Consider the following 12287-nt stretch of genomic DNA (forward strand, 5'->3'; position numbering starts at 1 on the left):
TTAAAAGTTATTTAAGGGTTGCCAGAAATGCTTCCAGATTTTTTTTGATCTGAACTACTTTATAATCCTCATTCGAAATTACAAATGCATTTTCAGACACTTTATACCCTTTAAAATCTTTTAACACACTTATCGTTGAAAGCGCTGCTTCTTTACTATTAAAACCGTGTACAATTACAAAACTTTTATCCGCTGTATACACATCGTTAGACAACGTGATTTTGTTGCTGTTACGATCGGCAACATACTTTTTAAGTTTTTCAGTAAGTGCTTTGGTTTTAGCATCGTTTGCATTCGGGTAAGGAACCTGGAAAACAATTTTCCAGCTGGCCGGGCTTTCTTTTCCTAATTCCAGTTTTTCCAATTTCGGAATGTCGGCTTTAAGCAAAGCTTCTGCTTTTTTTCCTTCTTCTGCATTCGGATAATTTAAGGCTACAAAATTCAATGCTTTTTTATATTCTTCCAGTCCTTTTAACCTTCCGATTACGCTTGCTTTTAATAATTCGAACTTCGGAACCATTTCTTCTCCGTTGAAATTCTCGATAACCGGATCCAACTGTGCCAATACATCCTGGAGTTCGTCTTTTTCGAATTGTTTAAACAATTTATTATAGACCTCTTCCGGGCTTCCTGCAATTGTGCTTTCCGACAAATTGTTTAATAATATCTGCGCATAACGGCTATCCGGGTATTCACTGATGATTTGTTGCTTCATTACAGCTGCTTTTGCCGGATCGATAATTTCATAAATTTTGAAAAGATTATACTTCGCCGGCAATACCAGTCTTTCTTCCGGTTTGTTCACCAATAATTTTTCCAGACGGGATGCTGCTAATTTATATTCTTTAAACTTCTCCTTATAAATTGTTCCCAATTGGAAATAGGCAAAATTGCGCTCTTTAGCCAAGCTATCCAATACTTTCTGGTCGGTTGGTAATTGCTTGATATAATAATCCGGTGTAAAACGCTCGTCTTCGGCTTTGTCTTTTGGATTTTCATCGGCTACGGCAACTGCATCCGAATTATTATCGTTTCCTTTTTCAATAATATCCTGTGTTGACCAACGCCAGTTATCTTTTAACGGTCGGTTACCCCATTTCTTTTTAAATTCGGTTCTTCCGAAAGCTACCGTTGATTGATTGTAAAAATAAAACGTACTGCTTCCGGCCGGTATGCTTCCGGCATTTGTAAGTCCGCTTTGTTTCGGGCTTGTCGTTTCAGAAGCTTCCGGCGGCATTTGACGCGATTGCATCATTTCACTTTTTGTAGCAGCATTAGAGCCAACGCCGGGTGTACTCGGATCCGAAAAGCCACTGTTCTCAGCCATGGTTTTCATTTTTTCAGCTTCTAACGCTCGCTTCGCTTCTTCTATTTTCAGTTTTGCGATATACTCTTCATAGTAGTTACGTTGCTCATTCGGATTTAGCGCTGTAACATATAGAATACTATCATTAACTCGTGCGATACCTTCGTATTTAATTACATCGTTCAGATTTTCTCTTTTCTTTTTGATTGCTATAAACTCCCTTGTTTTCGGATTTAATTTTGACATTGTACTGTCATAATATTGTCCTGCAACCAAATATTTAGCATCATCAAAATTGATTTCAGCCAGGTTACGATAATTGGATGCCATCAAGTAATTATCCTGTGATCCTGATCGCAACGATTTGTTATAGTATTTTTTTGCCTGTTTTTTATTTCCTTCTTTATCATAGAATAACGCCATCTGATGATTGATTACATCCAGATACGGGCGGTTTTCACGGTCTTCTGCCAATTTGTGGAATTTTTCAAGGAAAGCCAGTGTATCGCCTTTTTTAGAATCAAACTGCTGAGCCTGTTTTGCATGTGCCTGAATTACATAACGACGCGGCGATCTTCTTTTCATATCAATAACCGACTGGAAAGAAGCGTAAGCACTGTCAGGATAATTCAGACTTTCATACAATTGCCCGATAATAAAATGGTAACGAGCTTTTTCTTCATTGTGTTTGGTAAGGTCTTTTGCTTCTTTTAAATTAACCAGTGCGCTGTCAATCGATCCCAAATTCATATAAGCCTGCGCCAAAATAGCATTGGCATCAGCCTGAACCTGTCCTTTTAATTTCTGGTCTTCTAAAAGTTTTTTTAAGTTTTTAATGGCTAAAACTTCATTTTCCAAACGGATATTCGTTTTTTCCCGCCATACTTTAGCTTCATAAATTTTATCGCTGTTCGAATATTTATAAAGGATATAGTTAAATGCTTCAAGAGCCGGGATAAAGCGGTTATCATAATATCGTGCTTTCCCTAATAAAAGGTGCGCTTCATCTATTTGCGGGTTTTTTTCTCCGCCTTCTATATACATCGAGTGCTTTTGGATGGCTTTGATGGCTTTGGTTTCCGCTCGGTCAAAATTGGCATTTTTAGCCTGACCGGGAAGTGTTCCGGCTTCAGCATCCTGCATTCTTTCAACCGGCAGTGTTTCCCAAAAGTTGTCCTTATATGTCCCTTTTAGTTCTTCTACTCCTTTATCGAAAGCAATGCCTCCGTTATACAAAATATTATATTCGGTAGTAACCGCGTGGTAGTTTCGTCTTACAAATGAGTTTTTCTTTGTGGAACAAGCCAGCAAAAAAAGGAAAAGCCCAACGCTTAATGCGTATTTAAACAGATTGGTTTTCAATATAAAAACGTTTTTAGTTCTTTAACTTCCAATTTCTTTTTTTAGTATAAAGAGAGGTAAAAATACGTTTCTTTTTGATATGGGGAAAATTTGATCCTAAAAAAAGAATATCCCTCACTAAGGAGGGATATTAATTTATACGGCAAAGAATGTTTCAAGTTCTTTCAGCGTCTCTTCATTCGTGTGAATATCTTTTACAATTTGTCCTTTTTCCAAAGCAACGATTCGGTCACTCACTTCAATGGTATGCAGTAAGTCATGGCTCGAAACCAATACCGTTACATTGGGATTATCGGCCAGTTTTTTGATAATTTTTTTCAATCGTATCTGTGTGGTAGGATCGAGATTAGCAAACGGTTCGTCCAAAATAATCACTTCCGGATTTCCGATCAATGTTGCGATAATTCCCACTTTTTTCTGGTTTCCTTTTGAAAGATCACGTAAATATTTTTTATTATTCAGGATTTCTCCGTTGAAAAAATCTTCGTGTTCGCGTAGCAAAGCATCTACATCCGCTTTGTTTTGTCCGCGTAATTCACCGATAAAATAAAAATATTCTTCCGGTGTCAGATAACCGATTAAAAAACTTTCATCCAAAAAAGCAGCGGTGAACGGTTTCCAGTTTTCACTTAGATTAATTTGTACGTTATTACTAACGATATGTCCGGTTGTAGGCTGGATCAAATCCAGTAAAAGGCTAAAAAAAGTTGTTTTTCCGGCTCCGTTATTCCCCACTAATCCAAAGCTTTCTCCTTTTTTGATTTCCAGGTTTTCTATATTTAATACGGTGGTTCCGTTATATGTTTTTGACAGATTGGTAACTTGTATCATATGTATGTCTTTTTAATAGTTGGTGTTAGTTTTTTTGCTTGTATGCCGCCAATGTTTTATACTTCTCCGTTTTGTAAGTCTTTTCGATAATTGAAAACACTTTATTACGGAAAGCAAATCCGGCAACTCCGGCAGCGGCTACCAATGCAAATCCGAAATTGGCTCCCAAAGTATAATATCCTATACCATATAAAAGAAGCGGTATTACAATTTTCGGCAAGGCCAGTAAGAACGTTTTAACATTAAAGGCCTGTTTGTCTCCGAAGGCATTTTTACTCGACGATAAATCAATCGGTGTTTTGATATAAGCTCCGGCCCAAAGTACGACATGCGCATTAACGCCTAAATTATAAATAGCACCAACAAGAATAGCCAAATAAACTTCGATACCGAAATACAGATAAAACGAAGCCAATAAAGTTGAGATTATGGTTGCAATTACCATTAACCACCATTTTGAACTTAAATAATCCCGGTATTTGATATTCTGACTCATCATTAGCGGATAATAAGCACTATCCCAACTCGGAACAAACTGTCCGAAATTCAACAGAAAACCACCCGTTACGAATATGGCAGCAAAAATTTGCCAAAGCGGCGCCTGATACGCTTCAATACTTTTTGTAAAAAACAGCAATCCGTAGAAAAGGAACAAAACACTCATAATAATGGTTGTGCGAGAACGTTTGTTTCGTTTTAATAATTTAATGTCATTTTTAAGAAAGGTCCCTAATGTTCCGAACTGGTTTAACCAGGTAAGCTCTTCTGTTTTGGCTACTTCGTGTTTTACCGCTAAACCGGCATCGAGATACAGGTTCTTTTTAAAATATCGGAACGTAAAGGAATACAAACCTATCAAAAGCATCAATGGTGTTACAACCATCCACGGCATATTGTATAATCCGTTAAAAAATCGGGCGGTATAAGACGTCAGATCAAAAACAGCATAATATTGCGTAACACCGACCAAAACAATTAACGCTGCAATACCGTAAAAAAAGTAGTCGTTTTTATTGATCAAAACGTTAAGGTAGTTATTCACAAAGATTAGACATACCATTCCGAATAACCAGCAAATAGCATTAAGCGGTGTAAAACCTTCTATTATAAGGACAATCGTAAACGGAATAAAGAAAAACAAGTGAACCAGGTTAAAAAAAGATAAGGCTGTTTTTCCTAATCCATAATTCACAATACTGTTTTTCCGGATGTTGATAAACATTAACGGTTTAATATTCATCACGGGTGCTTTCTGTAAAAAGAACCGCATTAAGATATCCATAAACAAATAATAAATAAGAAAAGTATTGATGATGGAAAACGGTTTCAGGTTTTGCTCTTCGAGTAAATAATAGGCTCCTGCTCCCATCACTAAAAAAAGCGCAATAAAATACAAGGCTCCTAACATCATAAAAATCTTGATGACCATGCTCGAACCGAACGATGCCGACCGGACAAAAGATTTCCATTCCAGGGTAATAAAGTGTTTTAACATGAGTTTTTCGGTTGATTAGTTATAAAGTTAGATGCAGGTTTTTTGCTTTTGTTACAAATTATTTTACGATCTGATGACTTTTAATCGTTTTATCCGTTTCCTTTTCAATCAGCTGCGGCATTTTGAATATTCTTACATATTCCAAAAAACCAAGAAGTATTATTATAAATGTAAAAATTAAGATCTGCCAATGGCCGTAAGTTCCGTTTACAGCAATTTTATATAAAAAATTCAAACTATTCCCAAACATTATAACCGGAATCATAATATATATGTTTCGTATAATACTGTGCAACAACCATTTTTTTCCCGTCACTTTTTGTTGCTGCCGAATTTTGACCTGCCATCTAAATGCTGTTACGATCTCCAGACAACCCATCATAGCAAACAAAGTCAGAATAATATAATTATTATAACTGCTCAGTAACAGTGTCCGATAGAGTACTCCGGTCATAATAAGTAGTAATACAATTTTCGGAAAGCGAAAGAATGTAAAATAGCCACTAAAAATTTTTCCCCAATAGTATTTTGTGAGTGCTGCCTGTCGTTGTTCCAGAATCGTAGTAAATCCAAAAATGCCGAACTTTTTAAATTCAATCTGCAAGGCTTCATCAAAAGAAAGTTCCGGATTAATTGCCCATTGTGCTTCGATTGCATTCGCTAAATGGTCAACCAGTTCAGTCTGTAGATCATAATAGGGAATATAATGTTTGTCGGTAAAGGCGTAAAGCTTTTCGATTTCGGCTTCATTCACGACTCTTATTTCAGCTTTTGTATTTTTCATCTGATTTTATTAGCCTTTTTAAAATTCTAAATTCGGTTTCACTAAAGCCTGCATATTTCGAATAAAGGCTTCCAACTCAGCCAGTCGGTTGACCGTTTCTTTTTCACCGCTTTCCGTAAGCTTATAATATTTTCGCAGTCGGTTTCCGGCGTTTTCCACTTCAACTTCTAAAAAGCCTTCCGCTTCCAGTTTATGCAAAGCCGGATAAAGTGCTCCTTCGGTTACTTGTAATTCGCCGTCGGTAATCTGTTTTACCTTTTGCGTTATTTCATAGCCGTACATTCTTCCGTTGTCTTCTAACAGTCTCATAATTATTGTCGTAAGGCTTCCTTTATATAATTGTGAATTTTTCATCTGCTGTTTTGTTTCAAAAACAAATATATACATAAGATTTTTATGCATATAAATATTATGTATTATTTTTTATCATAAGCTTTACGAAACGGGTTAAGGTTTAGTACATTTGTAGCAAACAAACATACCATGTCAACATTTCACGCATTAACAGTAAAAGAAGTTCGAAGAGAGACAGCAAAGGCGGTTTCTGTTTTATTTGATGTTCCGGAATCCTTACAATCGGAGTACCGGTTTATCGCAGGTCAGTATTTAAATTTAAAATATTCACAGGACGGAAAAGAAATCCGCAGGGCGTATTCTATTTGTTCCTCTCCTAATAGCGGTGAATTACGTATCGCTGTTAAAGCGGTTCCGGATGGTTCTTTTTCTACTTATGCTAATGAAAAGCTGAAAGCGGGTGACACAATAGAAGTGGGTGTTCCGGAAGGAAAATTCACATTCGAGCCGAAACCGGACAATCAACGTAGTTATGCTGCATTTGCTGCGGGTAGCGGTATTACACCGGTTATGGCGATTATTCAATCGGTATTGGAGAATGAACCGAACAGTACTTTTGTTCTTGTTTACGGAAACAAATCTCCGGAGGATACGATTTTTTATAAAAATTTACATGATTTACAACAACAATATGTAGGTCGTTTTTTCATACACTATGTGTTTAGTCAAGCGAAAGTTGACGATTCCCTTTTCGGACGAATTGAACGTTCTACAGTCAACTTTGTGGTAAAAAACAAACACGCTTCTCTTTCTTTTGCCAAATACTATTTGTGCGGACCGGAAGAAATGATCGCTACCGTAAGCGGTGTTTTAAAAGAGAGTAATGTAGCCGAAAAAGACATTAAGTTCGAACTTTTTTCAACTTCTTCAAATGAGACCAAAATTGAAAAAACATTAGGCGGCCATACTAAAATTACAGTTTTGGTTGACGATGAAGAAACCACTTTTGAAATGGCGCAGAAACAGACCGTATTAGAAGCGGCTCTAAAACAGGGAATCGATGCTCCGTATTCCTGTCAAGGTGGTATTTGCAGCAGTTGTTTGGCGCGAATCACAAACGGATCGGCTGAAATGAAAAAGAATTCGATCCTAACCGACCGTGAAATCGCTGAAGGATTAATCCTGACTTGTCAGGCCCATCCGACTTCTGATGAACTTTATGTCGATTATGATGACGTATAATATAAAAGAAACGCCCTTCTAAGAAGGGCGTTTCTTTTTATATCTGACAGGTTTTGAAACCTGTCAGATAAATGATTTTATTTTTCGGATAATGCTTTCGGGTGTTATCGTTCGCATAACATCTTCATAGCCTTCTATTATTTTGTTTCCATAAACCGAAGTAGGTAACAACGGATATTTTTCCCGATCCGGTATTAATGAATTTTCCAATGGTTGGTTAAACGGTGTAAAACCGGCATACGGATGGGTTGCTCCCCATATCGTAATTACTTTCACTCCTAACATCGCCGCAATGTGTCCGTTTCCGGAATCCATACTGACCATAATGTCCAGGTTACTGATAACTTCCATTTCCTGTTGTAATTTCAATTTCCCGGCAATTACGATAACATTCGGATGCTCTTTTTTCATCGTCTCCAAATGATCCACTTCATCCTGACCACCACCGAACAGGAATATTTTAACAGTAGCATCCTTTGCCAATTCGTCAATAACCTGTTGCATCAGATCTAACGGATACATTTTTGTGTCGTATTGTGCAAAAGGCGCAATTCCGATCCATTTTCCTTGTTTCGGACCGGTTACATTTAAACTGATTTCACTCAATTCCAATTTAGCCGGAAAAACCGGGTGACTTAAATCGATTGGAAAACCTAATTTTTTAAACGCCAGTGCATGTCGCTCAAAAGTAGATAAAAGGGGTTGGAATATTTTATTTTCGGTTCGGGTAAGGGCTTCTTTTTCTTTACGTCCCTTATCCATATACACGACTTTTTTTCCGATCAGACCGAACAGTTTACGGATCACTTTAGATCGGATGGCATTGTGTAAATCGGCTACAGCATCGGCTTTTAACCTTCTCAGGTCCAAAAACAAACGCAATAATCCTTTTGGTCCTTTATGACGTCCATGTAAATCGACATCAAAAAAAACCACATTAGGAATGGCAGCAAAAAAAGGTTTAAAAAACGGTCGGGATACAACCGTAATCTTTACATGCGGATATTGTGAAACAAATGCACGAAGCAACGGTGCGACCATAGCCACATCTCCCATTGCCGAAAGCCTTATTACTAAAATATGTTTGATCTTAGACATGTATCTGATGTCTACTTTTTGTTTTGATATAATACCGGATTCAATTCCTCGTCGTTATACATTTTCATCTGTTTATACACCTTCATGTATTTATCACCGTTTTCGATATCGGTTAATAAATCATCAATCGCCGTAGTCAGATCTTTTTTCTGTTCTAATAAAACGTTTAGCTTTTCCTGACATTTTGCACGGTGTTCTGCTGATGCTTCTATCCGATTCGCTTCTTCGTTCATATGATAAATTTTCAAAGCCAGAATCGACAAACGATCGATTGCCCATGCCGGACTTTCCGAGTTGATCTTTGCTGTCGGTTTTACCGTAACATCCGCATATTTCTGAAGGAAGTAACTGTCGATATATTCAACCATATCCGTTCTTTCCTGATTGGAAGCATCAATTCTTCTTTTTAAAACCAAAGCGGCTTCCGGATTGATCTGCGGATCACGGATAATGTCTTCAAAATGCCATTGTACCGTATCAATCCAGTTTTTAAGATACAACAAGTGTTCGATCTTATCTTTCGGATAAGGATTGCTAATCGGTTGATCTACATTATCATATTTGTGATAATCGTTGATACTTTCCTCGAAAATCGAGAAGGCAAATTGTGAAAACATAGTTTAAATTTTATTTACAAATATAGTTTTTATACTTTTATCCTACTAATACAAATTTTACCCGGAAAATGCACATCCATTATATCTCTGAAAACAATAGTATCTTAAATCATTTCTTATCGCAAATCCGTGATGTAACCATCCAGAAAGACAGTATGCGTTTTCGCAAAAACATCGAAAGAATCGGTGAAGTGATGGCGTATGAATTAAGCAAGATTTTGACTTATAAAGAGATTGATGTTCAAACACCTTTAGGGATAAAAAAGACAACAGCGTTGGAAGACAATGTGGTTTTATGTTCCATTTTAAGAGCGGGTCTGGCGTTGCATACCGGATTTATGAATTTTTTCGATGATGCTGAAAACGGTTTTGTTTCGGCGATGCGTTTTCATCCGAATAATGATGATTATTTTGAGATCAAAGTCGAATATCAGGCGGCTCCGTCTTTTGAAAATAAAAACCTTATCCTAATCGATCCGATGCTGGCAACCGGTCAGTCACTCGTTGCCGTTTTCCAAAAACTAATGTCGGAAGAAACCCCGAAAGAAATCCATATTGCTGTGGTTATTGCCACTCCGGAAGGCATTGAATATCTTGAAAATAACTTGCCGGACAATTGTCATCTTTGGGTAGCCGCACTTGACGAAGGTCTTAATGCTAAAAATTATATCGTTCCGGGATTAGGTGATGCCGGTGATCTTGCTTACGGCAGTAAATTATAATACCTGAGCAAAAAAGATAAAAAAGCTGATCACTATCAGGGAGTACATTACACTTTCCCTAACCCATTTATTGTCCAGACTTTCAATAAAATTGGTTCCCATTACTGCTAACGGAAAAAAGGTAAAAGCCAGGAAACTGTTGTTTTTACTCGCTGACAACACATAAATTCCGACTCCTAATAAAAAAGAAAACAGAATCTTTTTATAAGACGACTGCATGTTTAACGGTCGGTTTGAAAGTGCCAGCAACTGCGTAACAAAAAACAATACCGCTACCGATGAAAAGATGGCTAAAGCGATATTTTGGTAAATATTTTCGAAATAGGTAAAATCAAAACTAATGTAGGCTTTGTCTAAAACAATAAAAAGCAAATCTCGCTCTCCCGCTAAAACAGCCACTCCAAAAAGAATTAATACTGTAAAAAGGGCAATAAACGGAATGATCCAGTTTCGATAATCTCTTGACACGTGAAAAACGATTGATACGAATACCAGAATCAAAAAGAGAATACTCCAGAAATGAAATAATGTCGCCACAAAAATCCATATCGATGCATCAAATATCTTCTCTTTAGGTGTTATCAAAGATTGTAACGATATTAATCTCCTTAATGCTAATAATATAAAAAAGTTCGCCAGGATAATATTCGTGTTGACCAAAACAGACGGAAACAGGATATGAAAAAGCAAAAATAAGAATGCCGCGTAGCTGTTATCTTTACTCAATCCGTTTCTTTTTGTAATAAAACGAACTAAAAATAAAGACCCCGTCAATATTAGTAACAAGCCTACTTTTTGTATTACCGTTGTATAATATTCTGTCCATTCCGGAGACTTGGTCAGGTATAAAAAGTAGAATAAAACCAGTAATAAACTAATTATCGCATAATTTAACGGTCTAGATTTATTAAAAAGGCTTGCTATCATGTAGATATTTTATATTTTTGTGACTGTAAATATAATACTTAAACAAAAATGAAAGCATTTTTTGAAGGAATACAGTACTTATTCGTAGACATACTTTTCGCCCCTATGGATTTGATGCGAAACTTAGAATTATCAAACTGGTGGGCTGCAAATCTTTTAAACTGGATTTTCATCATCATCTGTTGTGGTGCTACCTGGTATTGGATTAAAGAATTAAAGAAACACAAAGATAGCGGTGAGGATGCTCAGGATACTACAGCCCACTCGTTCTTAAAATAATATTAAAGGTCGAAACCAATATCTTTTCTAAAATACATCTTATCAAAATTTAGTTCTACTATATTTTGATAAGATTTTTTTATGGCTTCCGGGAACGTATCTCCATAGGATGTTACTGCCAAAACTCGGCCACCGTTTGTTACAACCTGATCTCCGTTTAATGCTGTTCCGGCATGAAAAACGATTGATCCGTCCACTTTATCCAATCCGGAAATCACTTTTCCTTTTTCATAATCTTCCGGATATCCGCCGGAAACAACCATAATAGTCGTTGCACTACGCGGATCGATTTCTAAATCAACCTGATCCAATGTCTGTGATGCAACTGCTTTAAATAAGGTCACTAAATCCGACTGTAATCGCGGCATAACCACTTCTGTTTCCGGATCACCCATACGAACGTTATATTCGATCACATACGGCTCATCTCCTACTTTTATCAATCCGATAAAAACAAATCCTTTATAAGGAATCCCTTCTTGTTGTAATCCTTCGATTGTAGGTTTTACAATACGGGTTTCTATTTTTTCCATTAAAACGGCATCCGCAAACGGTACGGGTGAAACAGCGCCCATTCCTCCGGTGTTTAATCCGGTATCGCCTTCTCCGATTCGTTTATAATCTTTTGCTGTCGGTAATATTTTATAATTCTTTCCGTCGGTCAATACAAAGCAGCTCAACTCAATTCCGTCCAGGAACTCTTCAATCACAACTTTTGCACTGGCACTTCCGAATTTTTCATTTACCAGCATATTGCGCAATTCCTGTTGTGCTTCGGCAAGATCCTGAATAATCAAAACACCTTTTCCTGCTGCTAATCCATCTGCTTTTAAAACGTATGGCGGTTGTAATGTAGTTAGGAAATGACACCCTTCTTCAACTGTTTCTTTTGTAAAACTGTCATAAGCTGCTGTCGGGATATTGTATTTTACAAGGAATTCTTTTGCAAACTCTTTGCTTCCTTCCAGTTGTGCTCCTGTTTTAGACGGACCAATTACCGGAATATCTTTTAACACATCATCATTTTGAAAATAATCGAAAATTCCTTTTACCAAAGGATCTTCCGGTCCTACCACTACCATTTCTACTTTTTCGGTTATAACGAGGTTTTTAACCGTTTCAAAATCGTTCGGGTTGATGTTGACGTTTTCTGCTATTGCTGCTGTTCCGGCATTTCCGGGTGCAACCAATAATCTTGAGCAGTGTTCACTTTGTAACATTTTCCAGGCCAAAGCATGTTCTCTTCCGCCGGATCCTAATAATAAAATTGTCATTTGTTGTGTTGTTTTTTGAAAGGTCAAAAATACTCTGTTTTGAATGGATATTATAA

At 37.0% G+C, this 12287-nt stretch carries 12 protein-coding genes; 3 read left to right on the forward strand and 9 right to left on the reverse strand.

Annotation, left to right across the window (positions count from 1 at the left end):
• Positions 1-7 precede the first annotated feature (7 nt).
• The 5 genes from porW to NOX80_RS03425 form a co-directional block, all read right to left on the reverse strand.
• On the reverse strand, positions 8-2668 hold the full coding sequence (gene porW / locus NOX80_RS03405; RefSeq protein WP_256551923.1) for a type IX secretion system periplasmic lipoprotein PorW/SprE: 2661 nt from the start codon (positions 2666-2668) through the stop codon (positions 8-10).
• A 135-nt stretch (positions 2669-2803) separates the two neighbouring features.
• Positions 2804-3499: an ABC transporter ATP-binding protein gene (locus NOX80_RS03410; RefSeq protein WP_256551924.1), complete on the reverse strand. Its 696-nt coding sequence runs from the start codon at positions 3497-3499 to the stop codon at positions 2804-2806.
• Between the two features lie 25 nt (positions 3500-3524).
• The gene (locus tag NOX80_RS03415) at positions 3525-4994 is read right to left on the reverse strand and encodes a DUF5687 family protein (RefSeq protein ID WP_256551925.1); all 1470 of its coding nucleotides are present in this window, start codon (positions 4992-4994) and stop codon (positions 3525-3527) included.
• A gap of 58 nt (positions 4995-5052) precedes the next feature.
• Positions 5053-5778, reverse strand: a complete 726-nt coding sequence (locus tag NOX80_RS03420) for a hypothetical protein (RefSeq protein WP_256551926.1) — start codon at positions 5776-5778, stop codon at positions 5053-5055.
• An 18-nt stretch (positions 5779-5796) separates the two neighbouring features.
• The gene (locus NOX80_RS03425) at positions 5797-6132 is read right to left on the reverse strand and encodes a PadR family transcriptional regulator (protein WP_256551927.1); all 336 of its coding nucleotides are present in this window, start codon (positions 6130-6132) and stop codon (positions 5797-5799) included.
• Between the two features lie 129 nt (positions 6133-6261).
• Here NOX80_RS03425 and NOX80_RS03430 point away from each other — a divergent pair, with 129 nt between their 5' ends.
• Complete coding sequence (locus tag NOX80_RS03430; RefSeq protein ID WP_256551928.1) at positions 6262-7314, forward strand: ferredoxin--NADP reductase; 1053 nt, start codon at positions 6262-6264, stop codon at positions 7312-7314.
• Between the two features lie 63 nt (positions 7315-7377).
• On the opposite strand, the gene NOX80_RS03435 is transcribed toward NOX80_RS03430, so the two are convergent.
• Positions 7378-8412, reverse strand: coding sequence for a glycosyltransferase family 9 protein (locus NOX80_RS03435; protein ID WP_256551929.1), 1035 nt, complete (start codon positions 8410-8412; stop codon positions 7378-7380).
• A gap of 11 nt (positions 8413-8423) precedes the next feature.
• Entirely contained in the window at positions 8424-9029 is a 606-nt protein-coding gene (locus tag NOX80_RS03440) for a DUF4254 domain-containing protein (RefSeq protein WP_256551930.1), read from the reverse strand.
• A gap of 68 nt (positions 9030-9097) precedes the next feature.
• Here NOX80_RS03440 and upp point away from each other — a divergent pair, with 68 nt between their 5' ends.
• Positions 9098-9751, forward strand: coding sequence for a uracil phosphoribosyltransferase (gene upp / locus NOX80_RS03445; protein WP_256551931.1), 654 nt, complete (start codon positions 9098-9100; stop codon positions 9749-9751).
• On the opposite strand, the gene NOX80_RS03450 is transcribed toward upp, so the two are convergent.
• Positions 9746-10678, reverse strand: a complete 933-nt coding sequence (locus NOX80_RS03450; protein ID WP_256551932.1) for a DUF6427 family protein — start codon at positions 10676-10678, stop codon at positions 9746-9748. The two genes, upp and NOX80_RS03450, sit on opposite strands and share 6 nt — an antisense overlap.
• Before the next feature lie 48 nt (positions 10679-10726).
• Between NOX80_RS03450 and NOX80_RS03455 the strand changes: the two genes are divergently transcribed.
• On the forward strand, positions 10727-10957 hold the full coding sequence (locus NOX80_RS03455) for a DUF6341 family protein (protein WP_256551933.1): 231 nt from the start codon (positions 10727-10729) through the stop codon (positions 10955-10957).
• A 2-nt stretch (positions 10958-10959) separates the two neighbouring features.
• On the opposite strand, the gene purD is transcribed toward NOX80_RS03455, so the two are convergent.
• Positions 10960-12231, reverse strand: coding sequence for a phosphoribosylamine--glycine ligase (gene purD, locus NOX80_RS03460; RefSeq protein ID WP_256551934.1), 1272 nt, complete (start codon positions 12229-12231; stop codon positions 10960-10962).
• Between the last annotated feature and the right edge of the window lie 56 nt (positions 12232-12287).

The sequence above is a fragment of the Flavobacterium cerinum genome, assembly GCF_024496085.1.
GTDB classification, from domain to species: Bacteria; Bacteroidota; Bacteroidia; order Flavobacteriales; family Flavobacteriaceae; genus Flavobacterium; species Flavobacterium cerinum_A.

Coding starts and splice junctions, on each gene's coding strand:
- NOX80_RS03410 (WP_256551924.1), bottom strand. CDS start 3,499: ATGATACAAGTTACCAATCTGTCAAAAACATATAACGGAACCACCGTA.
- NOX80_RS03415 (WP_256551925.1), bottom strand. CDS start 4,994: ATGTTAAAACACTTTATTACCCTGGAATGGAAATCTTTTGTCCGGTCG.
- NOX80_RS03420 (WP_256551926.1), bottom strand. CDS start 5,778: ATGAAAAATACAAAAGCTGAAATAAGAGTCGTGAATGAAGCCGAAATC.
- NOX80_RS03425 (WP_256551927.1), bottom strand. CDS start 6,132: ATGAAAAATTCACAATTATATAAAGGAAGCCTTACGACAATAATTATG.
- NOX80_RS03430 (WP_256551928.1), top strand. CDS start 6,262: ATGTCAACATTTCACGCATTAACAGTAAAAGAAGTTCGAAGAGAGACA.
- NOX80_RS03435 (WP_256551929.1), bottom strand. CDS start 8,412: ATGTCTAAGATCAAACATATTTTAGTAATAAGGCTTTCGGCAATGGGA.
- NOX80_RS03440 (WP_256551930.1), bottom strand. CDS start 9,029: ATGTTTTCACAATTTGCCTTCTCGATTTTCGAGGAAAGTATCAACGAT.
- upp (WP_256551931.1), top strand. CDS start 9,098: ATGCACATCCATTATATCTCTGAAAACAATAGTATCTTAAATCATTTC.
- NOX80_RS03450 (WP_256551932.1), bottom strand. CDS start 10,678: ATGATAGCAAGCCTTTTTAATAAATCTAGACCGTTAAATTATGCGATA.
- NOX80_RS03455 (WP_256551933.1), top strand. CDS start 10,727: ATGAAAGCATTTTTTGAAGGAATACAGTACTTATTCGTAGACATACTT.
- purD (WP_256551934.1), bottom strand. CDS start 12,231: ATGACAATTTTATTATTAGGATCCGGCGGAAGAGAACATGCTTTGGCC.